The 24,697-nt window shown below is 72.3% G+C and carries 26 protein-coding genes; 10 read left to right on the top strand and 16 right to left on the bottom strand.

Annotation, left to right across the window (positions count from 1 at the left end):
• The 3 genes from uvrC to uvrA all read right to left on the bottom strand — a co-directional run bounded on the left by uvrC (position 1) and on the right by uvrA (position 5,665).
• Positions 1–2,025 carry an excinuclease ABC subunit UvrC gene (gene uvrC / locus JOD65_RS12780; RefSeq protein ID WP_191197312.1) on the bottom strand — a complete coding sequence of 675 codons (2,025 nt, stop codon included), beginning with the start codon at positions 2,023–2,025 and terminating at the stop codon, positions 1–3.
• Between the two features lie 83 nt (positions 2,026–2,108).
• Positions 2,109–2,582 carry a Rieske (2Fe-2S) protein gene (locus tag JOD65_RS12775; RefSeq protein ID WP_191197236.1) on the bottom strand — a complete coding sequence of 158 codons (474 nt, stop codon included), beginning with the start codon at positions 2,580–2,582 and terminating at the stop codon, positions 2,109–2,111.
• A 41-nt stretch (positions 2,583–2,623) separates the two neighbouring features.
• The gene (gene uvrA, locus JOD65_RS12770; protein WP_191197237.1) at positions 2,624–5,665 is read right to left on the bottom strand and encodes an excinuclease ABC subunit UvrA; all 3,042 of its coding nucleotides are present in this window, start codon (positions 5,663–5,665) and stop codon (positions 2,624–2,626) included.
• 169 nt (positions 5,666–5,834) lie between these two features.
• Between uvrA and JOD65_RS12765 the strand changes: the two genes are divergently transcribed.
• The 4 genes from JOD65_RS12765 to trxA are packed head-to-tail and all read left to right on the top strand — an operon-like array spanning position 5,835 to position 9,589.
• Positions 5,835–6,608, top strand: a complete 774-nt coding sequence (locus JOD65_RS12765; protein WP_191197238.1) for a maleylpyruvate isomerase N-terminal domain-containing protein — start codon at positions 5,835–5,837, stop codon at positions 6,606–6,608.
• Complete coding sequence (locus JOD65_RS12760; RefSeq protein WP_191197239.1) at positions 6,602–7,288, top strand: MBL fold metallo-hydrolase; 687 nt, start codon at positions 6,602–6,604, stop codon at positions 7,286–7,288. Before JOD65_RS12765 ends, JOD65_RS12760 begins: the two co-directional genes overlap by 7 nt.
• Before the next feature lie 31 nt (positions 7,289–7,319).
• Positions 7,320–8,912: an FAD-binding oxidoreductase gene (locus JOD65_RS12755; RefSeq protein WP_191197240.1), complete on the top strand. Its 1,593-nt coding sequence runs from the start codon at positions 7,320–7,322 to the stop codon at positions 8,910–8,912.
• The gene (gene trxA / locus JOD65_RS24040; RefSeq protein ID WP_191197241.1) at positions 8,909–9,589 is read left to right on the top strand and encodes a thioredoxin; all 681 of its coding nucleotides are present in this window, start codon (positions 8,909–8,911) and stop codon (positions 9,587–9,589) included. Before JOD65_RS12755 ends, trxA begins: the two co-directional genes overlap by 4 nt.
• 21 nt (positions 9,590–9,610) lie before the next feature.
• On the opposite strand, the gene JOD65_RS12745 is transcribed toward trxA, so the two are convergent.
• Positions 9,611–10,174 carry a cytochrome b/b6 domain-containing protein gene (locus tag JOD65_RS12745; RefSeq protein WP_191197242.1) on the bottom strand — a complete coding sequence of 188 codons (564 nt, stop codon included), beginning with the start codon at positions 10,172–10,174 and terminating at the stop codon, positions 9,611–9,613.
• A 10-nt stretch (positions 10,175–10,184) separates the two neighbouring features.
• A complete protein-coding gene (locus JOD65_RS12740; protein ID WP_191197243.1) occupies positions 10,185–11,822 on the bottom strand; it encodes an ABC-F family ATP-binding cassette domain-containing protein in 1,638 nt (545 codons plus the stop codon).
• A 42-nt stretch (positions 11,823–11,864) separates the two neighbouring features.
• Between JOD65_RS12740 and JOD65_RS12735 the strand changes: the two genes are divergently transcribed.
• Positions 11,865–12,509: a sulfotransferase family 2 domain-containing protein gene (locus JOD65_RS12735; RefSeq protein WP_191197244.1), complete on the top strand. Its 645-nt coding sequence runs from the start codon at positions 11,865–11,867 to the stop codon at positions 12,507–12,509.
• 3 nt (positions 12,510–12,512) lie between these two features.
• Here JOD65_RS12735 and JOD65_RS12730 read toward each other — a convergent pair whose 3' ends face one another.
• The gene (locus JOD65_RS12730) at positions 12,513–13,172 is read right to left on the bottom strand and encodes a hypothetical protein (RefSeq protein ID WP_191197245.1); all 660 of its coding nucleotides are present in this window, start codon (positions 13,170–13,172) and stop codon (positions 12,513–12,515) included.
• A gap of 91 nt (positions 13,173–13,263) precedes the next feature.
• Here JOD65_RS12730 and JOD65_RS12725 point away from each other — a divergent pair, with 91 nt between their 5' ends.
• Complete coding sequence (locus tag JOD65_RS12725; RefSeq protein ID WP_191197246.1) at positions 13,264–13,908, top strand: sulfotransferase family 2 domain-containing protein; 645 nt, start codon at positions 13,264–13,266, stop codon at positions 13,906–13,908.
• A 65-nt stretch (positions 13,909–13,973) separates the two neighbouring features.
• On the opposite strand, the gene JOD65_RS12720 is transcribed toward JOD65_RS12725, so the two are convergent.
• On the bottom strand, positions 13,974–14,933 hold the full coding sequence (locus JOD65_RS12720) for a zinc metalloprotease (RefSeq protein WP_191197247.1): 960 nt from the start codon (positions 14,931–14,933) through the stop codon (positions 13,974–13,976).
• A gap of 109 nt (positions 14,934–15,042) precedes the next feature.
• Here JOD65_RS12720 and JOD65_RS12715 point away from each other — a divergent pair, with 109 nt between their 5' ends.
• Positions 15,043–15,783 (top strand): dienelactone hydrolase family protein, encoded by a 741-nt coding sequence (locus tag JOD65_RS12715; RefSeq protein WP_307821141.1) that lies wholly within the window; start codon positions 15,043–15,045, stop codon positions 15,781–15,783.
• Positions 15,784–15,842: 59 nt separating this feature from the next.
• Here the strand turns inward: JOD65_RS12715 and JOD65_RS12710 are convergent, their stop codons facing one another.
• The 3 genes from JOD65_RS12710 to JOD65_RS12700 are packed head-to-tail and all read right to left on the bottom strand — an operon-like array spanning position 15,843 to position 17,505.
• Positions 15,843–16,004 carry a hypothetical protein gene (locus tag JOD65_RS12710; protein ID WP_191197248.1) on the bottom strand — a complete coding sequence of 54 codons (162 nt, stop codon included), beginning with the start codon at positions 16,002–16,004 and terminating at the stop codon, positions 15,843–15,845.
• A gap of 14 nt (positions 16,005–16,018) precedes the next feature.
• Positions 16,019–16,879, bottom strand: coding sequence for an aminoglycoside phosphotransferase family protein (locus JOD65_RS12705; RefSeq protein WP_204811153.1), 861 nt, complete (start codon positions 16,877–16,879; stop codon positions 16,019–16,021).
• A 26-nt stretch (positions 16,880–16,905) separates the two neighbouring features.
• Positions 16,906–17,505, bottom strand: a complete 600-nt coding sequence (locus JOD65_RS12700) for a hypothetical protein (protein ID WP_204811151.1) — start codon at positions 17,503–17,505, stop codon at positions 16,906–16,908.
• Positions 17,506–17,609: 104 nt separating this feature from the next.
• Here JOD65_RS12700 and JOD65_RS23335 point away from each other — a divergent pair, with 104 nt between their 5' ends.
• Both JOD65_RS23335 and JOD65_RS23330 read left to right on the top strand, forming a co-directional pair.
• Positions 17,610–18,026 (top strand): hypothetical protein, encoded by a 417-nt coding sequence (locus JOD65_RS23335; protein ID WP_224748166.1) that lies wholly within the window; start codon positions 17,610–17,612, stop codon positions 18,024–18,026.
• Entirely contained in the window at positions 18,023–18,895 is an 873-nt protein-coding gene (locus tag JOD65_RS23330; protein WP_307821139.1) for an alpha/beta hydrolase fold domain-containing protein, read from the top strand. The genes JOD65_RS23335 and JOD65_RS23330 overlap by 4 nt, the downstream gene beginning before the upstream one ends.
• Here the strand turns inward: JOD65_RS23330 and JOD65_RS12690 are convergent.
• Positions 18,892–19,230 carry a VOC family protein gene (locus JOD65_RS12690; RefSeq protein ID WP_191197251.1) on the bottom strand — a complete coding sequence of 113 codons (339 nt, stop codon included), beginning with the start codon at positions 19,228–19,230 and terminating at the stop codon, positions 18,892–18,894. The two genes, JOD65_RS23330 and JOD65_RS12690, sit on opposite strands and share 4 nt — an antisense overlap.
• Positions 19,231–19,314: 84 nt before the next feature.
• Between JOD65_RS12690 and JOD65_RS12685 the strand changes: the two genes are divergently transcribed.
• Entirely contained in the window at positions 19,315–19,962 is a 648-nt protein-coding gene (locus JOD65_RS12685) for a class I SAM-dependent methyltransferase (RefSeq protein ID WP_191197314.1), read from the top strand.
• On the opposite strand, the gene JOD65_RS12680 is transcribed toward JOD65_RS12685, so the two are convergent.
• From JOD65_RS12680 to JOD65_RS12660, 5 genes are all read right to left on the bottom strand, one after another.
• A complete protein-coding gene (locus JOD65_RS12680; protein WP_191197252.1) occupies positions 19,921–21,057 on the bottom strand; it encodes a prenyltransferase/squalene oxidase repeat-containing protein in 1,137 nt (378 codons plus the stop codon). The two genes, JOD65_RS12685 and JOD65_RS12680, sit on opposite strands and share 42 nt — an antisense overlap.
• The gene (locus JOD65_RS12675; RefSeq protein WP_191197253.1) at positions 21,054–21,803 is read right to left on the bottom strand and encodes a class I SAM-dependent methyltransferase; all 750 of its coding nucleotides are present in this window, start codon (positions 21,801–21,803) and stop codon (positions 21,054–21,056) included. The genes JOD65_RS12680 and JOD65_RS12675 overlap by 4 nt, the downstream gene beginning before the upstream one ends.
• Positions 21,790–23,067 carry a glycosyltransferase family 4 protein gene (locus JOD65_RS12670; RefSeq protein ID WP_191197254.1) on the bottom strand — a complete coding sequence of 426 codons (1,278 nt, stop codon included), beginning with the start codon at positions 23,065–23,067 and terminating at the stop codon, positions 21,790–21,792. The genes JOD65_RS12675 and JOD65_RS12670 overlap by 14 nt, the downstream gene beginning before the upstream one ends.
• Before the next feature lie 50 nt (positions 23,068–23,117).
• Positions 23,118–24,089 (bottom strand): NAD(P)/FAD-dependent oxidoreductase, encoded by a 972-nt coding sequence (locus JOD65_RS12665; RefSeq protein WP_204811149.1) that lies wholly within the window; start codon positions 24,087–24,089, stop codon positions 23,118–23,120.
• Positions 24,090–24,164: 75 nt separating this feature from the next.
• A complete protein-coding gene (locus tag JOD65_RS12660; protein WP_191197255.1) occupies positions 24,165–24,695 on the bottom strand; it encodes a hypothetical protein in 531 nt (176 codons plus the stop codon).
• Positions 24,696–24,697 lie beyond the last annotated feature (2 nt).

Below are 24,697 nucleotides of genomic sequence, written 5' to 3'. Positions count from 1 at the left end.
TCAGTCCTCCAGGATCTCGCCGGTGGCGGTGTTGATCGTCGGCTCCTTGGGAGCAGTCTTGCGGGTCGCGTCGGCGTTGGCGACGGCGTCCTTGATGGCCGTGGCCGTGCGCGGTCCGATGCCGGGGACGAGGGCGATCTGGTCGACGTCGGCCTCGCGCAGCTTCTTGAGCGACCCGAAGTGCTTGAGCAGGGTCTTGCGACGCACCTCGCCGAGGCCCGGGACGTCGTCGAGGGTGCTCTCCACCATCGACTTGGAGCGTCGGTTGCGGTGGTGGGTGATGGCGAAGCGGTGGGCCTCGTCGCGGATCCGCTGCAGGAGGTAGAGGCCCTCGCTGGTGCGGGCCATGATCACCGGGTCCTCCTCCGCCGGCAGCCACACCTCCTCGAGCCGCTTGGCCAGCCCGCACACGGGTACGTCGTTGATGCCGAGCTCGGCGAGCGCCTGCTGGGCCGCCGCCACCTGCGGCGGTCCGCCGTCGACGACGACCAGCGAGGGCGCGTAGGCGAACTTGCGGGGGCGACCCGTCTCCGGGTCGACGAGGAGGGGCCTCTGGGCGTCGTCCGGCGGAGCCTGCGAAGCCGAGCTACGCCCTGAGGCCGCCCGAGGAGCCGGTTGAACCTCAACACTCCGCGCCTGCTCGTCGAGCAGCCGCCGGAACCGCCGGGTGATCACCTCGTGCATCGAGGCGACGTCGTTCTGGCCGTCGACCCCGCGGATCACGAAGCGCCGGTACTCGGACTTGCGGGAGAGGCCGTCCTCGAAGACGACCATCGAGGCGACGACCTCGGTGCCCTGGAGGTTGGAGACGTCGTAGCACTCGATCCGCAGCGGCACCTCGTCGAGCCCCAGCGACTGCTGGATCTCCTCGAGGGCACGGTTGCGGGTGGTGAGGTCGCTGGCCCGCTTCGTCTTGTGGAGGGTGAGGGCCTGGGCGGCGTTGTTGGCCACCGTCTGCTGCAGGTCGCGCTTGTCGCCGCGCTGCGGGACGCGGATCGCGACCTTGCTCCCCCGCCGCTCAGTGAGGAGCTGCTCCATCACGTCGGCGTCGGGCGGAAGGGCCGGCACCAGCACCTCGCGCGGGATCGAGTCGTCCTCGCCGCCGTAGAGCTGGAGGAGGAAGTCCTGCACCAGCTCGGGGGTGCCGCCCTCGTCGGTGCGGTCGGCGACCCAGCCGCGCTGGCCGCGGATGCGACCGCCGCGCACGTAGAAGATCTGCACGGCAACCTCGAGCGGGTCCTCGACGAGCGCGATCACGTCGGCGTCCGTGCCGTCGCGCAGCACCACGGCCTGCTTCTCCAGCGCCTTGGTCAGCGCACCGAGGTCGTCACGGAGCCGGGCGGCCTTCTCGAAGTCGAGCGCCTCGGAGGCGGCGTACATCTCCCGCTCGATGCGCTTGGTGAAGGCGGTCGTGTTGCCGGCCATGAAGTCGCAGAAGTCGTCGACGATCTCGCGGTGCTCCTCGGCCGTCACGTTGCCGACGCACGGGGCCGCGCACTTGTCGATGTAGCCGAGCAGGCAGGGGCGACCGATCTGGGACGAGCGCTTGAAGACGCCGTTGCTGCACGAGCGCATCGGGAAGACGCGCAGCAGAAGGTCGACGGTCTCGCGGATGGCCCAGGCGTGGCTGTAGGGGCCGAAGTAGCGGGTGCCCTTGCGCTTGGCGCCGCGGCCGACCATCACGCGGGGGAACTCCTCGCCGACGGTCACCGCCAGCCAGGGGTAGGACTTGTCGTCGCGGTACTTCACGTTGAAGCGCGGGTCGAACTCCTTGATCCAGCTGTACTCCAGCTGGAGGGCCTCGACCTCGGTGTCGACGACGGTCCACTCCACGCTCGCGCCGGTGGTGACCATGGTCGCCGTGCGCGGGTGGAGGTTGCCGATGTCCTGGAAGTACGACGACAGGCGCGGGCGCAGGCTCTTGGCCTTGCCGACGTAGATGACGCGGCCCTTGGCGTCGCGGAAGCGGTAGACCCCCGGCTTGGTCGGGATCGACCCGGTCGCGGGTCGATAGGAGCTCGGCATGGCCACCCGCCAACCCTACGGGCGGCCCCCGACAACCTCCGTCGGGTGGGGGCCGCCCGTTCGTGCCTCAGCCCGACGTGGGCTCAGGCCTGCGTGATCGAGTCACCGTCGACGGTGATCTCGACCGGCGCGAGGGGCGCCGACGCCGGCCCCGACAGCGGCGACCCGTCCTCCAGGGAGAAGTGGCTGAGGTGGCACGGGCACGGGATCTCGCCGTCGCTGCTGGACTCGACGAGGCAGCCCTGGTGCGTGCACACGGCGGAGAACGCCTTGAAGTCGCCCTCGGTCGGCTGGGTGACCACGACCTTCGCGTCCGCGTTGACCAAGCAGCCGCCAACGGGCACGGCCGAGGTGGTGGCCAGCGCCGCCGCGGCGCTCGGGGTCTCCGTCCCGTCGGTGCTCGGCGACGAGGGCGACTCGTCGCTCGGCGACGGGGAGGGCGAGGAGGACGGGTCGGCCGTCGGCTCGTCGTCGGAGCCGCAGGCGGCGAGGACAGGGACACCGACGACGATGGCGGCGGAGCCGGTCAGGGCGCGACGTCTGTTCATGGCGGTCATGCGGCGACCCTAGCCAGAGGACCTGTGAGGACCCTTGGTGCTCACGAGGACTTCTTCGCAGCAGCCTTCCGGGCCGGGGCCTTCTTCGCCGCCGTCTTCGCCGTCTTCGAGGCCGAAGCAGAGGCCGCCTTCTTCGCCGGCGCCTTCTTGGTCGTCCTCGACGCCGGGGCCGACTTCGCGGCCACGACCTTCTGGCGCCGCGGCGCGCCGGGCTGCTGAGCGCCACGACCCTCGAGGATGGGAGCGAGGAACGTGCCGGTGTGGCTCTCCGGGACGGCCGCGACGTCCTCGGGCGTGCCCTCGGCGACGACCATGCCGCCGCGGGACCCGCCCTCGGGACCCATGTCGATGATCCAGTCGGCCGTCTTGATGACGTCGAGGTTGTGCTCGATCACCAGGACGGAGTTGCCCTTGTCGACCAGGCTGGACAGCACGCCCAGCAGCTTGCGGATGTCCTCGAAGTGCAGACCGGTCGTCGGCTCGTCGAGGACGTAGACCGTGCGGCCGGTGGAGCGCTTCTGCAGCTCGCTGGCGAGCTTGACGCGCTGCGCCTCGCCGCCGGAGAGCGTCGTCGCCGGCTGGCCGAGGCGGACGTAGCCGAGCCCGACCTCCTCCAGCGTCGTCATGTGGCGCGCGATGGCGGGCACCGCGGCGAAGAACTCGGCGGCCTCCTCGATCGGCATGTCGAGGACCTCGGCGATGGTCTTGCCCTTGTAGTGGACCTCGAGCGTCTCGCGGTTGTAGCGGGCGCCGTGGCACACCTCGCACGGGACGTAGACGTCCGGGAGGAAGTTCATCTCGATCTTGATCGTGCCGTCGCCGGAGCACGCCTCGCAGCGGCCGCCCTTGACGTTGAACGAGAAGCGGCCCTGCAGGTAGCCCCGCATCTTGGCCTCCGGCGTGGAGGCGAAGAGCCGGCGGACGTGGTCGAAGACGCCGGTGTAGGTGGCCGGGTTGGACCGCGGGGTGCGACCGATCGGCGACTGGTCGACGTGGATCACCTTGTCGACGTGCTCGAGGCCGGTGATCTTGGTGTGGCGACCGGGGACCGTGCGGGCGTTGTAGATCTGCTTGGCCAGCGACGTGTAGAGGATGTCGTTGACCAGCGTCGACTTGCCGGAGCCGGAGACGCCGGTGACGGCGGTGAACACGCCGAGCGGGAAGCTGACGTCGACGTCGCGCAGGTTGTGCTCACGGGCTCCGTGGACGGTGAGCTCGCGGCCCTTGGTGCGCGGACGGCGCACCGGCGGGATGGGGATCTCGCGGCGACCGCTGAGGTATTGACCGGTCATCGAGTCGGGGTGGGTGAGGAGGTCCTCGACCGTGCCGGAGTGGACGACCTGGCCGCCGTGCTCACCGGCGCCCGGCCCGATGTCGACGACCCAGTCGGCGACGCGGACGGTCTCCTCGTCGTGCTCGACCACGATCAGGGTGTTGCCGAGCTCCTTGAGCCGCACCAACGTCTCGATGAGGCGCTGGTTGTCGCGCTGGTGGAGCCCGATCGACGGCTCGTCGAGGACGTAGAGGACGCCGACGAGGCCGGCGCCGATCTGGGTCGCGAGGCGGATGCGCTGGGCCTCGCCGCCGGAGAGGGAGCCGCTCGGCCGGTCGAGGGAGAGGTAGTCGAGCCCGACGTCGAGCAGGAACTGCAGGCGCTCCTGGATCTCCTTGAGCACCCGCTCGCCGATCTGGCGCTCGCGCACGGAGAGGTCGACGGTGCGGAGGTAGTGGGCGGCCTCGTTGATCGGCAGCGCACAGACCTCGGCGATGTTCTTGCCGCCCTGGTCGCGGGCACCCAGGGTGACCGACACCGAGACCGGCTTGAGGCGGGTGCCGCCGCAGGCCGGGCACGGCACCTCGCGCATGAAGCCCTCGAACCGCTCGCGGCTCGTGTCGGACTCGGCCTCGCGGTGCCGGCGCTCGACGTAGGGGCGGACGCCCTCGAACGCCGCGTAGTAGGCGCGCTGGCGGCCGTAGCGGTTCTTGGTGACGACGTGGACCTTGGTCTTGTGGCCCTCGAGCAGGGAGGTGCGCGCCTTGGGCGTCAGCTGGTCCCACGGCGTGTTGAGGTCGAAGCCGAGCTCCTCGCCCAGCGCGTTGACCAGGCGGAGGAAGTAGTCGGCGACGTGGGCGCCGCTCCACGGCGCGATGGCACCCTCACCGAGGGTGGCCCCCTGGTCCGGGACGACCAGCTCGGGGTCGACCTCCATCCGGGTGCCGAGGCCCGAGCAGACGGTGCACGCGCCGAAGGGCGAGTTGAAGGAGAACGAGCGGGGCTCGAGGTCGTCGGTGTCGATGGTGTGGTCGTTGGGGCACGCCATCTTCTCCGAGAACTTCATCTCGCGCCCGGGGTCCTTGGCGTCGAGGTCGACGAAGTCGAAGACCACCAGCCCGCCGGCGAGGCCCAGCGCGGTCTCGACCGAGTCGGTGAGGCGCCGCTTGGACGACTCCTTGACCGCGAGGCGGTCGACCACGACCTCGATCGTGTGCTTGAGCTTCTTGTCGAGCGTCGGCGGGTCGTCGAGCGTGTGCGTCTGGCCGTCGACGCGCGCGCGGCTGAAGCCCTGCTGCTGGAGCTGGCGGAAGAGCTCGACGTACTCGCCCTTGCGGCCCCGGATGACCGGCGCCAGCACCTGGAAGCGGCGACCCTCCTCCAGCGCGAGGACGCGGTCGACGATCTGCTGCGGGGTCTGCCGCTCGATCGGGGCGCCGCAGGTCGGACAGTGGGCGCGGCCCGCGCGGGCGTAGAGCAGGCGGAGGTAGTCGTAGACCTCGGTGATCGTGCCGACGGTGGAGCGCGGGTTCTTCGAGGTCGACTTCTGGTCGATGCTGACCGCCGGGCTCAGGCCCTCGATGAAGTCGACGTCGGGCTTGTCCATCTGCCCGAGGAACTGGCGGGCGTAGGCCGAGAGGGACTCGACGTAGCGGCGCTGGCCCTCGGCGAAGATCGTGTCGAACGCCAGGCTCGACTTGCCCGACCCGGACAGCCCGGTGAAGACGATGAGCGAGTCACGCGGGAGGTCGAGGGAGACGTCCTTGAGGTTGTGCTCCCGGGCGCCCCGGATGATGAGCTGGTCGGCCACAGTGGTCCTCGTTCTGGCATTGACGGAGTCGAACACATGTTCGTCCCGGAGTGGCGTCGCTGGCAAGTCGACGCACCGGTCAACACTCTCACGCACCACCGACAGCGGGCCCATCGTCCACCCGGCAGGGTGGACCGTGAGGTGTCTGTGGAGGTGGCACGATGGGCGGGTGATCGACGTCCCGAGACCTGACCCGGACACCATCGCCCGAGCCGATCGAGCGCTCGTCCGCACGGTCGACGCGCTCTCCGACCCCCAGTATGCCGAGCCGTCCCAACTCCCCGGCTGGACGCGCGCCCACGTCGTGGCCCACCTCACGCTCAACGGCGAGGGCCTGGCAGGCGTCCTGCACGGCGCGCACGTCGGCCGGCCGCAGCCCATGTACGCCTCGCCCGAGGCGCGCGACGCCGACATCGAGGACCTCGCCGCGGCTGCCCCCGACGAGCTGCGTGAGCGCTTCCTCGCGGCCACCGGCCGCTTCGGCGAGGCGCTCGGGTCGATGCACGAGCCCGACTGGGAGGGCCGGTTCGAGCGCACGCCCGGCGGGCCCGACTTCGCGCTGCGCAACGTCGTGCTGATGCGCGTGCGCGAGGTGGAGATCCACCACGCCGACCTCGGCGCCGGGTACACCGCCGACGACTGGCCGGCCGACTTCCGGGCGATCCTGCTGGAGTCGATGACCAAGCGCCCCTACCCCGCGCCCTTCGACGTACGACCGACCGACCTCGACCGCACCTGGCACTACGGCGCCGCGCCCGACGACGGTGACGGCGGGCCCCTCGTCACCGTCACCTGGCACTACGGCGCCGCGCCCGACGACGGTGACGGCGGGCCCCTCGTCACCGGTACGTCGGCCGCGCTGGGGTGGTGGCTGACCGGCCGCGGCACCGGCGAGGGCCTCACGACCGACTCGAACGACCTCCCGGAGGTGGAGACATGGTGAACGACTACACGGGCGACGTCTCGCCCGGCGGCGCCCCCGACGTCCGCACCCTCGGCGACCTCACCGTGACCAAGGTCGCGGTGGACCCGAAGATGTCCAACAACTGCTACCTGCTGCACTGCGCGACCACGGACGAGGTCGTGCTGATCGACGCCGCCGCGGAGCCGGAGCGGCTGCTCGAGCTGGTCGGCGACCGCTCGCTCACCTCGATCGTCACCACCCACCAGCACTGGGACCACCACCGCGCGCTGGCAGCGGTGAAGGCCGCCCACCCCGCTGCGCTCGTCGTCGCCGGAGGCCCCGACGCCGACGCCATCGAGCAGCAGACCGGGGTCCGGGTGGACCGCCGGGTGGACGCCGGGGACAAGGTGGCCGTCGGTCCCTGCGACCTGGTCGTCGTCCCGATCGCGGGGCACACGCCCGGGTCCATCTGCCTCCTTCTCGACGACCGGGCGGTCGCGCCCACCCCGCACCTCTTCACCGGCGACTCCCTCTTCCCCGGTGGCGTGGGCGCGACGTTCGGCGACGCCGACGCCTTCGCCCAGCTCGTCAGCGAGGTGGAGACCAAGATCTTCGGCCGGCTCCCGGACGAGACGTGGTTCTACCCCGGGCACGGCGGCGACGGCCGGCTCGGCGACGAGCGGCCGCACCTCGCGGAGTGGCGCGAACGCGGCTGGTGACGCGGCCCCGCCCCGCCGCCACACTGGCTCCATGACGCGTTCGTGGTGGGGCTGGGGCGAGGTCGAGCAGGAGGTCACGGCCGCGGAGGTCGGGACCCTGGTGGCCCGCGCCTCCGCCCTGCTCCCCGACCACGACTTCACCCCGCACGACCCGCCGGAGCCGGCCTCGCTCGACCTGCCCGCTCCCCGCATCGACGTCCCGCCGCGGCTGCAGGCGATCGCCTCCACCGAGGCCACCGACCGGCTCTCCCACGCCCGCGGCAAGGCCTTCCGCGACGTGGTGCGCAACCTCCAGGGCGACGTCGGGCCGCTCCCGGACGTCGTCGTCCGGCCCCGTGACGACGACGAGGTCGCGGCGGTCCTCGAGTGGTGCAGCGGGGAGGAGGTCGCCGTCGTGCCGTACGGCGGCGGCAGCTCGGTCGTCGGCGGCGTCGAGCCGCGCTTCGACGGCCCGGCGGTCACCCTCGACCTCGGGCGGCTCGACCGGGTCCTCGAGGTCGACGCGACCAGCCGCGCCGCCCGCGTGCAGGGCGGCGTCCTCGGACCGCACCTCGAGGACCAGCTCCGCCCCCACGGCCTGACCCTGCGGCACTTCCCGCAGTCCTTCGAGTTCTCGACGCTGGGTGGGTGGCTGGCGACGCGGGCGGGCGGTCACTTCGCCACCCTCCACACCCGCATCGACGACCTGACCGAGTCGATGCGGGTCGTCACCCCGGCCGGCGTCACGGAGACCCGGCGGCTGCCGGGCTCGGGCGCGGGCCCCTCGCCCGACCGCCTGTTCCTCGGCTCGGAGGGCACGCTCGGCGTGATCACCGAGGCCTGGGTCCGGCTCCAGCAGCGGCCGCGCTGGCGGCGTACCGCGTCGGTGACGTTCGCCTCCTACGAGCGAGCGGTCGACGCCACCCGCGCGATCGCCCAGTCCGGCCTGCACCCCAGCAACTGCCGGCTGCTCGACCCGGCGGAGGCCTTCCTCAACGCAGGCGCGTCGACCAGCGGCGGGGTGCTCGTGCTCGGCTTCGAGTCGGCCGACCACCCGGTCGACGACGCTCTCGACCGAGCCCTCGCGATCACCGCGGAGCACGGCGGCGAGGCGACCACCCACCAGCAGGGCGACGCCGCCGGTGCGGCCGCGAGCTGGCGCTCGTCGTTCATCAGGATGCCCTACCAGCGCGACGCGATGGCCCGGCGCTCGATGGTCGTCGAGACCTTCGAGACCGCGTGCACCTGGGACCGCTTCCCCTCGCTGCACGCCGCCGTCACCGCCGCCGCCCAGGAGGCGGCGGAGCGGGTGTGCGGCGCCGCGGTGGTCACCTGCCGGTTCACCCACGTCTACCCCGACGGCCCGGCGCCCTACTACGGCGTCTACGCCCCCGGCCGCTGGGGCTCGCTGGTCGAGCAGTGGGACGAGGTGAAGGCGAGCGTCTCGCGCGCGATCGTGGACCACGGCGGCACCATCACCCACCACCACGCGGTGGGCCGCGACCACCGACCCTGGTACGACGAGCAGCGGCCCGACGCGTTCGCCGCCGCCCTGGCCGCGGCGAAGTCCGTCCTCGACCCCGCCGGGGTGCTGAACCCGGGGGTGCTGCTCGACGCGGGTCGCCGTGGCACGCTTGGAGCATGAGCACGCGTGAGCTGACCCTGGCCGACTTCGAGCAGACCGTGAGCGGCGAGGGCATCGTCCTCGTCGACTTCTGGGCTGCGTGGTGCGGGCCGTGCCGCCAGTTCGCCCCCGTCTTCGAGAAGGCGTCCGAGGACAACCCCGACATCGTCTTCGGGAAGGTCGACACCGAGGCCGAGCAGCAGCTCGCCCAGATGGCCGCGATCACGTCCATCCCGACCCTCATGCTCTTCCGCGACGGCATCCTGCTCTTCAACCAGGCCGGCGCGATGCCGCCGCAGGCCCTCACCGGTGTGATCGAGCAGGCCCGCGAGCTCGACATGGACGCCGTACGCCAGGAGGTGGCCGCCGCGCAGGAGGCCGCCGCCAACGGTCCGCAGGACGAGGTCGGCCTCGACGAGTTCGCCGCCGCCCACAGCCAGGGCGCCTACGTCGTCGACGTCCGCGAGGACGCCGAGGTGGCCGGCGGCCGCGTCCCCGGTGCCGTGCACATCCCGATGAACGACGTCCCGACGCGGGTCGAGGAGCTGCCGACGGGCGTCCCGGTCTTCGTCATCTGCCAGTCCGGCAACCGCAGCCGCGCGGTCGTCGACCACCTGCGCGCGAAGGGCATCACGGCGATCAACGTCGCCGGCGGTACGGGCGGCTGGGCGCAGCGGGGCTGGCCGCTCGAGGCCTGAGACCCGCGTGCCCGACCGCGGTCAGAGCATCCGGCGCAGGATGACCGGCCGCAGGTTGGTCGACAGGTGCGCCGCGAGCGCCACGAAGAACGCGACGTGGGCGCCGACGTGCAGCGGCAGCCAGGCGTCGTCCCCGGTGGCGATCAGCACGATCCCGCTGAGCGGCACGACGACGAGCAGCGCCAGCAGGGCGCGCTCGGTCCAGTGGACCCGGCGTCGCTGGCCGGCCGAGAGGTGCTCGGACCACGGCGGCAGGCCGACGACCCTGCGCCACAGCGGTCGCACCACGCCGAGCGCCAGCACGGTGAGGCCGAGGAGCAGGTGCACCTCGGCGAGGTCGAACCCACCTCCGAGCAGGTCGTAGTCGTCGGCGCGGGCCTCGCACTGGTCCTCGAGCCGATCGAGCCGGTCCTCCTCGGCGTCGCTGGTGTCGCCGCCACTCCGGTCCTCCCCGGGCGGGTCGCAGTCTCCGTCGAGGTCGAGGAGGTAGCCGACCGTGAGCTGGGCGGCCACGGCCAGCACCGTCAGCCAGTGCAGGACCTTCTGCGAGGCGCGGTAGCCACGCCTCTCCCCCGTCGTCGTCACGCCGGGGATGCTAACGAGCGGTGACCCGGCCCCCGTCGACGTCCCAGCGCTGGTCGAGGGTGACGTTGGCCAGCATCCGGCGGTCGTGGGAGACGAGCAGCAGCGTGCCGTCGTACGTCGCCAGGGCCTGCTCGAGCTGCTCGATCGCGGGCAGGTCGAGGTGGTTGGTGGGCTCGTCGAGGACGAGCAGGTTGACGCCACGGGCCTGCAGGAGCGCCATGGCGGCCCGGGTGCGCTCGCCGGGCGAGAGCCGGTGGACGAGGCTGCCGACCTGGTCGGCCTTGAGGCCGAACTTGGCCAGCAGGGTGCGCACCTCGGCCGGGGTCATCGCCGGCACGGCGGCCTCAAAGGAGTCGCCGAGCGGCAGTGCCTCCGCCAGCGACGTACGTGCCTGGTCGATCTCGCCGACCGCGACGCTCGCGCCGAGGGAGGCACGGCCCTCGTCGGGTGCCAGGTGACCGAGCAGCAGCCGCAGCAGGGTGGTCTTGCCGGCGCCGTTGGGACCGGTGATGGCGATGCGGTCCCCGGCCGACACCTGCAGCGAGACCGGCCCGAGCTGGAAGTCGTCCAGCCGGACGACCGCCGCGTCGAGGACGGCGACGACGCTCGACGACCGGGGTGCGGTCGCGATGTCGAACTGCAGCACCCACTCCTTGCGGGGCTCCTCGACCTCCTCGAGGCGCGCGATCCGGGACTCCATCTGCCGCACCTTCTGGGCCTGCTTCTCCGACGACTCGCTCTGCGCGCGCCGGCGGATCTTGTCGTTGTCGGGGGCCTTCCGCATCGCGTTGCGCACACCCTGCGAGCTCCACTCCCGCTGGGTGCGGGCGCGGGAGACCAGGTCGGCCTTCTTGTCCGCGAACTCCTCGTAGGCCTCGCGGGCGTGCCGCCGGGCGACCGCCCGCTCCTCGAGGTAGGCGTCGTAACCGCCGTCGTAGACCGCGACCTGGCGCTGGGCGAGGTCGAGCTCGACGACCCGCGTGACGCAGCGGGCCAGGAACTCCCGGTCGTGGGAGACCACGACGATGCCGGCGCGGAGGCCGCGGACGAACGACTCCAGCCGCTCGAGGCCGGCGAGGTCGAGGTCGTTCGTGGGCTCGTCGAGGAGCACCACGTCGAACCGGCTCAGCAGCAGCGCGGCGAGGGCCGCACGAGCCGCCTGGCCGCCCGAGAGCGTCGTCATGAGGGCGTCCAGGCCGAGGTCGAGGCCGAGCTCCGCCAGGACCGCGGGAGCGCGGTCCTCGAGGTCCGGCGCGCCGGTCGCCAGCCAGTGGTCCAGTGCGACGGCGTACACGTCGGAGGCCTCGGGGTCATCCGACTCGAGCGCCGCGGCGGCGTCCTCCATCGCCCGGGTCGCGCGGGTGGCACCCGTGCGCCGGCCGAGGTAGCCGGCGATCGTCTCGCCGGGGATGCGCTCGTGCTCCTGCGGGAGCCAGCCCACGAAGGCGTCCGACGGTGCGGTCGACACCCGTCCGGCCATCGGCGCGGACTCGCCGGCGAGCAGTCGCAGGAGCGTGGACTTCCCGGCGCCGTTGGCTCCGACGACCCCCACCACGTCGCCCGGGGAGACGGTCAGGTTCAGGGACTCGAAGAGGGTGCGCGGCCCGTGGCCACCGGCCAGGTCCTTCGCGACGAGGGTGCCGGTCACGGGCCCAGAGTAGTCAGGCGGAGCGTGGGATAACCTCGCCGCGTGCTGATCAGCGACTCGCGCAAGGTCCTCTTCGTCCACGTCCCCAAGACGGGCGGCGTGTCGGTGGAGGAGACCGTCAAGGAGGCCTGCCCCGACGCCCGCAAGGCACGCGTCCCGATCGGCCGCCACGCGACGCTGGGCAAGATCATCAAGAACGAGCCGCAGGTGATCGACTACTGGACCTTCGGGTTCGTCCGCAACCCGTGGGCACGGATGGTGTCGTGGTACTCGATGATCTCGGCCTGGGACCGTCGGCACGGGCCCAGCAGCGGCAAGCCGCAGGACGTCAAGCACGGCTCGATGCGCGACGGCAACGAGATGTGGCGAGCGGCCTCGGCCTACTCCGGCTTCGACGAGTTCGTGATGCGCGGGACCGAGGAGCTGCCGCGCGTCGGGACGCCGCAGATCACCTACCTGCGCGCACCGAAGCACGGCCGCGAGGTCGACTTCATCGGTCGCACGGAGAACTTCGTCGCGGACCTGCAGCGGGTGCAGGTGCAGCTCGGCCTCGAGCCGTCGACGCCCGTGCACAAGAACAAGTCCAAGCACGGCACCTACCACGACTACTACACCGACGAGACCCGCCAGCGGGTCGCCGAGGTCTACGCCGAGGACATCGAGGTCTTCGGCTACACCTACGACTGACGGCTAGGGCTTGCCGTCGAGGTCCGGCAGCCGGGTGCCGCGCGCGCCCGACCACTCGCCGGTCGCCTCGAGCCGGCGCCACACGTCGTACTCCGGCGCGAAGTGGGCCGCCAGCGCCTCCCGGGTGGCGAAGCCGAGCTCGCCGTGCTCGGCGGTCGACGCGTTGCGCCGCTCGAAGTCCAGCGGCCGGCCGATCCGCTCGCTGAACCACGCCGACCAGACGTCGGGCCGCTCGACCGCGAAGACCCGGTCGACCGCGACCGCGCCCTGGGCGTGGATGAACCTCGCCGGACGCCCCTTGGGGACCGGCGCGTCGTCGTGGCCGGCGAGGTAGTGGAGGGCGAACTCCTCGAACGTCATGTCGGCGGTCGACTGCCGGCTGTCCTCGCGCGCCCGGTAGCGCCACCACGACTCGAGCCAGGCGACCGGCTCGCGGAACATCGCGACGAGCTCGTAGGACTCGCGCGGGTGCCCCTGCTCGGCGAGCTCGTGGGCCTTGGTGTGCACGAAGCCACGCGCCGGGAGGTGCTTGCGGCCGGGTGGCGCGCTGACCGACTCGGTGGCGTAGGGCGACAGTGTCCGCTCGAGGGCCGTGCTCGCCGTCTTGGGCAGGGCGAGGAGCACGAAGTCCCGACCGGGCCCGAGCGCGAGGAACGTCATCACGGGCCGATCATCCCGCACCGGCACGTCTGGTCGGCGGCCGGGCGCGACGCAGGCTGCGCCTGTCACCGGTGCGTGGGTTAGCCTCGCGCCCGTGCTCATCTCCGACGCCAGGCGCGCGCTCTTCGTGCACGTGCCCAAGACCGGCGGGGTGTCGGTCGGGGTCGCGTTCGAGCGGTGCTGCCCCGATGCGCGGAGCAAGGCACCCGGCGTCACTCCCCCGCTCGGCCGGCACGCGCCGTACGCTCGGATCCTGCGCGCGGAGCCGCAGACGGCCGGCTACTGGTCCTTCGCGTTCGTCCGGAACCCCTGGGCGCGGATGGTCTCGTGGTGGTCGATGATCCAGGACTGGGACCGCGCGTGGGGTCCGTCGAGCGGCCGACCGCAGGGCTCGGAGGCCGCACGGATGCGCGGCAACGACATGTGGCGGGCGGCAGCGTCGTACTCCGGCTTCGACGAGTTCGTGCTGCGCGGCACCGAGGAGCTGCCCCGGGTCGGCCGGCCGCAGGTGGACTACCTGCGCGCCCCCGACCGCGAGGTCGACTTCGTCGGACGGACCGAGACCTTCGCCGACGACCTCGCCCACGTCGAGCGGCGGCTCGGCGGCGAACCGGTCCACGTCCCGCACCGCAACAAGTCGCCGCACGGCAGCTATCGCGACTACTACACCGATGCGACCCGGGCGAAGGTCGCCGAGGTCTACGCGCGCGACCTCGAGGCGTTCGGCTACACGTTCTGATCCCTCCCGACGCACGGACGCCGGGCGGGCGGTGAGCCCGACCCGGCGTCGCGGGCGTGCGGTGGTCAGCTGGCCCGGTACTGCGCCCAGGCGTCGCTCATGCGGGCGACCTGCCCGGCGGTGAACTGGTACATGCAGGAGTCCTGCGTGTAGTCCATGTAGTTGTGGATCGGGTCCGCTCCGGGCGCGGTGCAGGTGTCCGCACCCACCGGGCAGTCGAACTGCGGTCCGGCCTCGGCCGCGGTGTCGGCGACCTGGTCGCCCTTGCCCTTACAGCCACCCTGGAACGTGTGGTAGAGCGCAAGCCAGTGGCCGACCTCGTGGGTCAACGTGTCGCCGAGGGCGTACTTCCCGGCCGTGCCTCCGGGCATCGACTCGTCGAGGATGACGACGCCGTCGTTGCTGCTGAGCTTCTTGGTCGGGAAGGTGGCCCAGCCGAGGAGGTCGTCACCGATGTTGGCGGTCCACACGTTGAGGGTGTCCTTGCCGCCGACGCGGGTCGCGGCCTTCATCTCCTTCTCGACGGCGCCCGGCACGACGCCGTACCAGGCATCGTTGTAGGAGAAGTCGACGCCCTTGAGCTCGAACCGGAACGGCGTCGCCGCGGACGACTGGGTGCCGGTGCGGCCGGCGTACGCCTCGTTGAGGACGCCCATCTGGGAGCTCACCATCGCGGTGAGCCGGTCCTCGGCGGCCGTGCTGTTGGTCGCCTCGGACGCCGGAAGCACGACGTGGACGTAGGTCGGGATGGTGACCGAAGCGGCGGCGAGGGTGGAGAAGTCGTCGAGGACGAAGTACTGCTCGCCCGTGCCGGAGAAGGGCTTCGGCTCATCGGCCTTGGCACCCTTGCGCACCCGCGCGGTGGCGTTCTCGTCGGCGTGGCCGTGGCCGTCGGCGCACTCGGCGGCCTTGGGTGAGGGCGCGAGCGCGGTCGCGGGCACGGCAGCAGTTGCGGACAACGTGGTGGCGACGAGCGCCATGGCACCGGCCATGACGAGGCCGCGCAGGGGACGGGAGTGGGGCATCCGAGATCCTGTCTGTGGGATGGGGGGAGCAGCAACCTAACCGAGCGGTCGGTCGGTGCAACAGACCCTCGCTCTTCCGCTCGCGCCTCCGGGCTGCCACATTCCTCCCGTGGACGCACTCGACGGCTGGACCCGCAGCGAGCACACCGACGACGTGGCGGGGGTCCGGACCACCCACCCCGTCTGGCGGCGAGGGACCGGCCCCGGAGTGGTGGTCATCCACGAGCTGCCGGGCCTCAGCGCAGGCGTGATCCGCTTCGGCGAGGAGCTGGTCGCGGCCGGTTACACCGTCCTGCTGCCGCACCTCTTCGGCCCGCTCGGCCGCGAGTTCAGCAACGTCGACGTGGCACGGGTCTTCCCCCGGGTCTGCATCAGCCGGGAGCTCACCAAGCTCGCCCGCGGCGTCACCACCCCCGTGGCCGGGTGGCTCCGGTCCCTGGCGCGCGACCTCCACGCCGAGGTCGGTGGCCCCGGCGTGGGGGCGCTCGGCATGTGCTTCACCGGCGGCTTCGCGCTCGCGATGATGGTCGACGACAGCACCGTCGCCCCGGTCGTGTGCCAGCCCAGCGTGCCCTTCATCGGCCTCCCCGGCCGCGCCGCCGACCTCAACCTCTCCCCCGCCGACGCCGACGTCGTACGCCGTCGCGCCGCCGACGGCTGCTCCGTGCTCGGCATCCGCTACGCCTCCGACCCGCTCGTGGGCGCCCGCTTCGACTCCCTCGCCTCGCTCATCGGCGACGCCTTCCTCCGCGTCGAGATCGAGGGCTCCGGCCACGCCACCGTCACCGAGCACCGGTCGCAGGTGGCGGTTGACGCGGTGCTCGAGTTCTTCGGCGAGCGGCTGCACTAGCGTCGTCGTGGAGCGGCGGCCGGCGCAGGATCGCGGAGCCTCCGAGTCATCAGGTGACCTCAGTACTCCGCGCTCCCGACCTCCGCATCGAGGCACGTCAGGACGACGCCGTCACGAGGGTCGACCTCGACCGCCCCAGCGCGCCGCAGGACCTCGTCGACCACCTCCGAGAGCGGGCGGGTCGCGTCGATGCCGACCCCCGAGCCGGGCACAGAGGCCACCCGCGAGGTCCCGCTCAGTCCAGCGAGGCGATCAGCCGCCGCACGGTCTCGAGCGCCCCGCGGGACGTCTCGGGTGCGGTGTCGCGGTAGTAGGTCCAGCCGCTGATGGCCGGGGCGAGCGCGAAGCCGCGAGCGCGGCGGTAGGCGGCCTCGTCCAGGCCGACGGCCTCGCGGTAGAGCTGGGCGACGGAGAGCGGGACGTAGCCCCACATCGCGTTGAGCTCGACGGCCGGGTCGCCGCGGCCGGCGGCACCCCAGTCGATCACCGCGGCGAGCCGGCCGTCCCGCACGAGGAGGTTGCCGTCGTGGAGGTCGCCGTGGAACCAGCGCGGCTCACCGTCGTACGACGGTGCAGCCAGGGCGTCCTCCCACAGCGCGAGCACCGCGTCCCTGGAGACCTGCGCGGGGTCGGCCTTGTCGGTCCACTCCCGCACCCACGCGTCGAGCGACGGCAGCGGAGCTCCCCGTCCCTCGGTCTTCACCGGACCGCCCATCGCCGGCACGTCGCGGCAGGCCCGGACGAAGAGGCCGAGCTCGACCGCCCACTCCTCCGGGTCGTACGACGACTCGGTGGGGGTCACGCCGTCGATCCACGGGACGACCGTCCAGGGCCACGGGAAGCCGTTGCCGGGTTCCCCCATCGCCACCGGCGCAGGGACTGCCACCGGCAGGTGCGGCGCGAGCCGCGGCAGCCACGTGTGCTCGAACGCCACAGTCTCGGCCGGGCCGGGGATGCGAGGCATGCGGACGAGCAGGTCGTCGCCGAGGCGGAACAGCTGGTTGTCGGTGCCCAGCGGCGGGAGCCGCCGCACCGGGAGCGAGGACCACTGGGGGAGCTGGGCCGCGACGAGGCGTCGTACGGTCTCGTCGTCCACCAGGAGCTCGTCCGCGTGCATGCCCGTCACCGGGCGGCCCGCCGGAACAGCTCCACGAGCAGGTTGGCGTAGCCGACGGTGTCGTCGATCGCCCGGTGGGTGTGCTCCACCTCGCCGAACCACGAGCTCGGGAGCGTGTCGACGTCAACGAGCCCGGCGGACTCCCCCGTCACCGCCGCCGCGTAGCTCCTCAGGCACAGACCTCCGCCGACGAACAACCGGTCCTCCTCGTGGTGGCCCTGCCTGATGCCGTAGGGGGTGAAGCGGCGCAGGTAGTGGTCCATCCAGATGCCGTCGAGCGCCAGCGGGAAGGCCGCGAACATGCGCGGCCAGGGCAGGTCCTGCAGCCACGCGACGTAGCGCTCCATCACCCGGACGACGGGCTCGGCGTCGCGGGTCGCCGCCTCCCACGCGCCCGGCTGGGTGGCGAACCAGTCCAGCGTGGCCGGGTCCGGGGACGTCCCGGCCAGCGGCTCCAGGACCGCCTCGAAGCGTCCGTGCTCGACGCCGTCGGCCGTCACCGCCACGGAGGCGAACGAGCGCATCGAGTTGATGCCGGGCCACGGGCCGTCGAGCTCGACGTCCGTCACGACGTAGGTCCAGGGGTCCGCGCGAGGAGTGTCCACAGCAGCGATCATGGCGTGCCTCCGATGGATCGAGCTGGCCGCGGTGGGGACGGCGTCGTCGACCGCTCGTCCTCGCCGACGTACCAGCAAGTAACATTGGCTCCGTGAGCTTCCTGTTCCGCCAGTCCGTGATCGCAGCCCTCACCGCCAACGCCCTGCGCCCCCCGCGCGGCCAGCGTGCCGGTGTGCCGTCCTTCGCCGCCGGCTGGCTCTTCGGCGAGACCGCGCCGCAGATGCTCGCCCTGACCGCGCTGGACGCCGCCGCCCACCTGACGAAGGGCCGCCGCGCGGGCCTGCCCGCCAAGGCCGGGCTCGCCCTCGCCGGGGCCAGCGCGCTCGGCCTCGCCCACATGGTGCGGCAGAGCCGCCGCGCCGCCGAGGTGCTCGACGAAGCCCTCGTGGAGGGCTCGGCGTCGACTACGTCGAGCAGCTCGACGCGGCTCCCGACCCGGCCGACCTGGCGACGCCGTGGCGCAACCTGGCCCGGCCGTTCGACTTCCAGGACGACGCGGTCCGGGTGATCCGCAACCTGCCCTACTCCGAGGCCGGACGACGTGGTCACCTCGACATCTACCTGCCGGCCGGCGACGCCGCGATCAAGGACGCCCCCGTGCTCCTGCAGGTGCACGGTGGGGCCTGGACCCTCGGCGCCAAGGAGCACCAGGGCCGGCCCCTGATGAACCGGATGGCCGCCCAGGGGTGGGTCTGCGTGGCGATCAACTACCGCCTCTCCCCCCGCGACCCGTGGCCCGCGCACATCGTCGACGTGAAGCGCGCCATCGCCTGGGTCCGGGACAACATCGCCGACCACGGCGGTGACCCCGACTACCTCGTGATCACCGGCGGGTCCGCCGGCGGCCACCTCGCCGCACTGGCGGCGCTGACCCCCGGCGACCCGCAGTTCCAGCCGGGCTTCGAGGACGCCGACACCTCCGTACAGGCGGCGGTGCCGTTCTACGGGGTCTACGACTTCGCCGGGTCGACCGGGCTCGCCAACGCGATCGGGATGCGCGACGCCTTCCTCGGCCCCCGCGTCATGCAGACGACGTGGCAGGACGCGCCCGACGTCTACGAGGCCGCGTCCCCCATCCTGCGCATCACGCCCGACGCTCCGGACTTCTTCGTCATCCACGGCGAGCTCGACAGCCTCGTGGCAGTCGACCAGGCGCGGATGTTCGTCGCCGAGCTGCGACGGACGTCGGAGAAGTCGGTGGTGTACGCCGAGCTGCCGGGCGCCCAGCACGCCTTCGACGTCTTCCACTCGATCCGCAGCGCCCACGCGGTGCGGGCCGTCGACCGCTACCTCACCTGGCACTGGAACACCTGGCGCCACGGCCTGGAGGCCGACAGCGGCGTCGACCCCGCAGAGCTCGACGGCGCCGCCAGCTAGCCCTGGGTGATGAAGCCGACCTGGTTGCCGGCCGGGTCGGTCAGCAGCGCGAGCGACGTCCCGCCCCCGACCTCCGTCACGGGACGTACGACGGTCCCGCCGGCGGCCTCGACCTCGGCCACCTTGGCCGCGAGGTCGTCAGTGGCCCAGTAGACGACCGGACCGGTCATCTGGTCGCGCTCGCCGTTGGGGTTGAGCCCGATCTCCTGCCCGTCGAGGTTGAACCCGACGTAGTAGGGCGTCTCGGTGTGCGGCTCGGCGCCCCACGCCGTGCGGTAGAACGCCGTCGCTGCTTCGAGGTCGGCGGCGGGGATGACGATCGTGTGGTTGCTCATGTCTGCTCCTCGGTGAGTGGATGCCTTCACCCACCTGACGCCTGCCGGGACGCAGGTGTGACCGCACTAGGGTCGTCTCCCGTGATGCCCGCCGACCTGCTCGCCCATGCCCGTGCCGCGAAGGGCTTCATGCCCGAGGACGAGGGGGCGCTGCTGCACCGGTGGGCCCGCGAGCGGCTCCCGTTCGGCCCGGCGCTGGAGGTCGGCACCTACTGCGGGAAGTCGGCCGTCTGGCTGGGTGGCGCCGCCCGCGAGGTCGGCGGCACCGTCGTCACCGTCGACCACCACCGCGGCTCCGAGGAGAACCAGGCGGGTTGGGAGCACCACGACGACAGCCTCGTCGACCACGACCTCGGCGTGATGGACACCCTGCCGACCTTCCGCCGCACCATCGCGGCCGCCGGCCTCGAGGAGCAGGTGGTCGCAGTCGTCGGCCGCTCGGAGACGGTCGGTGCGTGGTGGCGCACGCCGCTCTCGCTGCTCTTCATCGACGGCGGCCACGGTGTCGAGCCCGCCCGCACCGACTTCCGCACCTGGCCGCACTGGGTGATGGCGGGTGGCGTGCTCGCCGTCCACGACGTCTTCCCCGACCCCGCGCACGGCGGCCGTCCGCCCTACGAGGACATCTACCTCCCCGCGCTGGCGAGCGGCGCCTTCACCGAGGTCGAGGCGGTCGGGTCGATGCGCGTGCTACGCCGTACGACCGGCGACGCCGGCGACCCGCTCGGCTGACCCACCGGCCGGCGGGCACCCGCACTCCAGCCCGATCTCCGCGAAGTCCGGCGCCAGCGTCGTGCCGCGCATGATGTCCGCCCCGGGAGTCCCGTCGCTGAGCGCGTCCACGGCCAGGACCACGGCCGCTGCCGTGTAGGTCGTCTGCTCCGCGGGCCAGTTGACGCCCACCTCGTCGACATCCGTGGGGAACACGTAGCCGGTCCAGTAGGACCCCTCCGCGGTGCGCAGGTGCTGCACGTCGGCGAGCAGCTGCAGCGCCCGGGCACGGTCGCCGAGGGCGTCCAGGGCGAGCACGAGCTCGCAGGTCTCCGCACCCGTCACCCACGGGTTCTCCGAGACGCACCGGATGCCGAGGCCCGGCTCGACGAAGGTGTCCCACCGCTCCGCGAGCAGCGCGAGCGCCTCGGCCCCGCGCACCGCTCCGCCGAGCACCGGGTAGTACCAGTCCATCGAGAACGTCGACTTGTCCAGGAAGAGGTCGCGGTGCTCGCGCAGGGCGTGGCCGAGCCGGCCGCCCGCGAGCTCCCACTCGACCTGCGGCTCCCCCACCAGCTCCGCGAGCGCCACGCCGGCGCGCAGCGAGTGGTAGATGCTCGACGACCCCGCGAGCAGGGCGGCCTCGTTGACCGGGCCCGGTCGGCCGTCGTGCCACTCCTGCGACCAGGCGATGCCGCCGAACGGGAGCTGCATCGAGACCGCGAAGTCGAGCGCGCGGCGCACCGTCGGCCACATCAGCCGGACGAACGCCTCGTCGCGCTCCACCAGCCAGTGGTGCCACACGGCGACGGCGACGTACGCCGACATGTTGGTCTCGCCGGAGTGGTCCTCCACCTCGCCGACCACGATCTTCATCGGCCACGAACCGTCGGCCCGCTGCGTCCCACGCGCCCACGCGAAGGCTCGCTCCGCCGCCTCCCGCTGGTCGCCGACGACCAGCGCCATCGCCGCCTCGAGGTGGTTCCACACGTCGGTGTGCTCGCCGGGCGTCCACGGGATCGCACCGGACGGCTCCTGCATCGCCGCGATCGTGGCGGCGGTCTGCTCGACCTGGGCGCGGGTGAGGATCGCGTCGACGGCGGGGGCTCCGCTCACGCTGCGTCCGGCTTGCGGAAGTAGAGCACCATGCTCTTCCCGATGAGCGGGTCGAGCACCTTGCCGGCGTACTGCAGCACCTTGGGGTTCTCCATGATCTCCCACACGAGCAGCTTGTGGTACGCCTTGGCGAGCGGGTGGTCGTCGTTGGCGACGCCGACGGCGCACTTGATCCACCAGTAGGGCGTGTGCAGGCCGTGGGCGTGGTCGCGGCCGGTGAAGACCATCGCGTCGCCCGGGGTGCCGTCGTTGGGTCGTCCGGCCTTGGTGACCTTGTCCACGAGCTCCTGGGCCGTGTAGATCCGGATGTGGCCACCCTCGGCGTTGTGGTAGTCGTCGGACAGCTTCCAGTTGACGACCTCGGGCAGCCAGCGCGGCACGGAGATCGCCAGCGTGCCGCCCGGGCGCACGACCCGCACGAGCTCCTTGATCGCTTCGACGTCGGCGTGGATGTGCTCCAGCACCTCGGCGGCCACGACCCGGTCGAACTCCCCGTCGGCGAACGGCAGGGAGAGAGCGTCGCCCTCCTTGACGTCGGCCTCGGCACCCGCCGGGACCTCGCCGGCGTCGCGCATCGCGGTGAACCACTCGCGCACGGTCGCGAGCTCGTCGGCGTCCTGGTCGAAGGCGATGACGTCGGCGCCGCGCTTGTACATCTCGAACGCGTGGCGGCCCGCACCGCAGCCCATGTCGAGCACGCGGTCACCCGGGCGCAGGCCCAGCCGGTCGAAGTCAACGGTCAGCACGGTGGCTCTCCTCCTGCTCACGCCGGCCCTGCTCGGCCCGGAAGTCGGCGATGGTCGCCTCGTAGGCGGCGGCGGTGGCCTCGGCGACCGCGCGCCAGCTGAACAGCTCCTCGACGCGGGCCCGGCCTGCCGCACCCATCGCCGTACGACGCTCGGGGTCGTCGAGCAGTGCCGCGACGGCCTGCTCGAGCTCGCCCACGTCACCGGGGGTGACCAGGTCGGCGCAGATGCCGTCCGGGCCGACCACCTCCGGGATCGCACCGGCCCGCGACACCACCAGCGGGGTCGCGCAGGCCATGAGCTCGGCGGTCGGGAGCGAGAAGCCCTCGTAGAGCGAGGGCACGCAGGCCACCTCGGCCGAGCCCATCACCTCGACGAGCTCGGCGTCGCTGACGCCGTTGACGAAGGTGACCTTGTCGACGATGCCGAGCTGGTCGATGAGCTGCTCGGTGCGCCCGCCGGGCTCCGGCCGGGTCACGAGCACGAGGGACACGTCGCGCTCGACGGCGAGCTTGGCGAAGGCCTCGAGCAGGGTCGCGATGCCCTTCATCGGGGCGTCGGCGCTGGCCATGGCCAGGATCCGGCCGGGGACACGGGGGCTGGTCGGCGGGACGAAGACGTCGTCGACCCCGAGCAGGATGGTCTTCATCCGGGCGGGGTCGACCCCGAAGTCGCGCGCCACGTCGCGGCGCGAGGACTCCGACGGCACGAGCACCGTGCGGTAGCGCCTGGCGACCTTGGTCTGCATCCGCAGGAAGCCGTACCAGCGCCGCAGGGTGAGCCGCTTGCGCCGCGTCGGCGCGGTCTGGAGGTCGATGCGGCGGTCCATCGTGATCGGGTGGTGGATCGTCGCGACGACCGGGAGGCCGTACGACTCGAGCTCCATGATCCCGGTGCCCAGCACCTGGTTGTCGTGGGCGATGTCGAAGTCCCCGGCGCGCTCCTTCATCAGCCGTGCGACGCGCGAGCTGAAGGTCTTCGGCTCGGGGAACCCGGCCGTGCACATGGTGAGGAACTCCTCGACGTCGATCCGGTCGCGGAACTCGCGCAGCTTCGGGACCCGGAACGGGTCGGGCTCGCGGTAGAGGTCGAGGCTCGGCACCTTGGTGAGGACGACGCCTTCGTCGAGCTCGGGGTAGGGCTGGCCGGAGAACACCTCCACCTCGTGGCCGAGGCGGACCAGCTCGCGGGTCAGGTGGCGGATGTAGACGCCCTGCCCCCCGCAGTGGGGCTTGCTCCGGTAGGACAGCATGGCGATGCGCACCGGGCCATTATGCCTACTGGCGGGTAGCCCGCCCGCAGCCGGATGGTTGCTCATCCCTCGCTGGAGTGACCGGGGAAGACGTGGGCCGAGGGGTCGAGCACCACCGCGGCGTTGTTGACGGCGGTGGCGGCCTCCCCGAAGCCGACGGCGATGAGCCGGACCTTGCCGGGGTAGTCGGTGATGTCTCCGGCGGCGAAGACCCGCGCCAGGTTGGTCCGCATCGAGGAGTCGACGACGACGTGGCGCTTGTGCGTCTCGAGACCCCACTGCTGGATCGCGCCGAGGTCCGCGATGAAGCCGAGGGCGGCGACGAGCGCCTGTGCCTTCAGGGTCTGCGGCTCCTCGCCGTCCACGCTGACCACGACCTCCTCGAGGTGGGCGTCACCGCGCAGCTCTGTCACCTGGGCGTTGGTGATGATCGCGACGCTGGAGTCCTTCACCGCGGCGACGGTGCGCTCGTGGGCGCGGAACGCGTCCCGGCGGTGGACGAGCGTGACCGATGTGGCGATCGGCTCGAGGTGCTGGGCCCAGTCGAACGCGCTGTCCCCTCCCCCGACGACGACCACGTCCTTGCCGGCGTACGGCGCGAAGCTGGGCACGAAGAACTCCATCCCCCGCCCGACCCAGCCGTCCCCGGCCGGCAGCGGCCGTGGGCTGAACTTCCCGATGCCCGAGGTGATGAGGACGGCGCCGGCGGTGACGCGGGTGCCGTCGTCGAGGGTGACGACGACCTGGTCCTCGCCGTGCTCGAGCGTGGTGGCCGTCCGGTCCAGCAGGTACGTCGGGTCGGCGGTGGCGGCTTGCTCCACCAGCCCCTCCACGAGGTCGCGGCCCTTCACGCTGGGGAAGCCGGCGACGTCGAGGATCGCCTTCTCGGGATACATCGCGGTGATCTGGCCGCCGAGCTCGGGCAGCGAGTCGACCACCGCGACCCTCAGGCCGCGGAAGCCGGCGTAGTAGGCGGAGAACAACCCCGTCGGGCCCGCGCCGATGATGAGCAGGTCGGTCGTCACGTCGTCCACGTCGCGGATCCTTCCGTCGGGGCGTCCCGGCCACAAGGGCCGGTCCGCGGCTGTCCCCGCTGTGCGGGGTCGTGCTCAGAGGGCGTCGAGCTCGCTGACCTTCCAGTCGCCACCCTCCCGTTGCACCGTCACCAGCACGCGGTCCAGGTCGAGCGTCGGACGGTCGAGGTCCCTGCCGGACGTGCGCTGGTTGACGAACACCAGCACCCGGGCGTACGTCGGCGACGCGGTCACCAGCGCGGTGTCGACGACCTCGGCCTCGACCACCCTGCGGTCGCGTCGGCTCGACGTGGTGACGCCGGCCATCGTGCGGTCGTAGCGGTCGCGCATGGCCGGGGTCATCAGCTCGCGGGCGGCGGCCTTGTCGTCGGCCAGCGTCTTCCAGGAGTAGCTGTAGGCCGCGTTCGCGGCCCTTGCGGCGCGCTCGCGCACCGCGTCCTTCACCTCCGACGACGCCACGACGGCGTCCGCCGAGTCCGCGCTGCTGACGTCGGCGCCGGAGTCGGCGCCCGCGTCGCGGAGCACCCACACCAGCGCAGCCGCGGCGAGCACGACCAGCGCCGTGAGCGCCACCAGCCACCGGTTCACCGTCGTCCTGCCCGTCACGT

Origin of the sequence: Nocardioides cavernae (assembly GCF_016907475.1) — a bacterium.
GTDB classification, from domain to species: Bacteria; Actinomycetota; Actinomycetes; order Propionibacteriales; family Nocardioidaceae; genus Nocardioides; species Nocardioides cavernae.
The sequence above is the reverse complement of the archived record's forward strand: the minus strand, read 5'-3'. Positions and strand labels throughout refer to the sequence as shown.

Excerpts from the sequence above, each read along its gene's own strand:
- uvrC (WP_191197312.1), bottom strand. The coding sequence starts at position 2,025 with ATGCCGAGCTCCTATCGACCCGCGACCGGGTCGATCCCGACCAAGCCG.
- JOD65_RS12685 (WP_191197314.1), top strand. The coding sequence starts at position 19,315 with ATGCCCGCCGACCTGCTCGCCCATGCCCGTGCCGCGAAGGGCTTCATG.
- JOD65_RS12690 (WP_191197251.1), bottom strand. The coding sequence starts at position 19,230 with ATGAGCAACCACACGATCGTCATCCCCGCCGCCGACCTCGAAGCAGCG.
- JOD65_RS12775 (WP_191197236.1), bottom strand. The coding sequence starts at position 2,582 with ATGACCGCCATGAACAGACGTCGCGCCCTGACCGGCTCCGCCGCCATC.
- JOD65_RS12755 (WP_191197240.1), top strand. The coding sequence starts at position 7,320 with ATGACGCGTTCGTGGTGGGGCTGGGGCGAGGTCGAGCAGGAGGTCACG.
- JOD65_RS12720 (WP_191197247.1), bottom strand. The coding sequence starts at position 14,933 with ATGCCCCACTCCCGTCCCCTGCGCGGCCTCGTCATGGCCGGTGCCATG.
- JOD65_RS12760 (WP_191197239.1), top strand. The coding sequence starts at position 6,602 with ATGGTGAACGACTACACGGGCGACGTCTCGCCCGGCGGCGCCCCCGAC.
- trxA (WP_191197241.1), top strand. The coding sequence starts at position 8,909 with ATGAGCACGCGTGAGCTGACCCTGGCCGACTTCGAGCAGACCGTGAGC.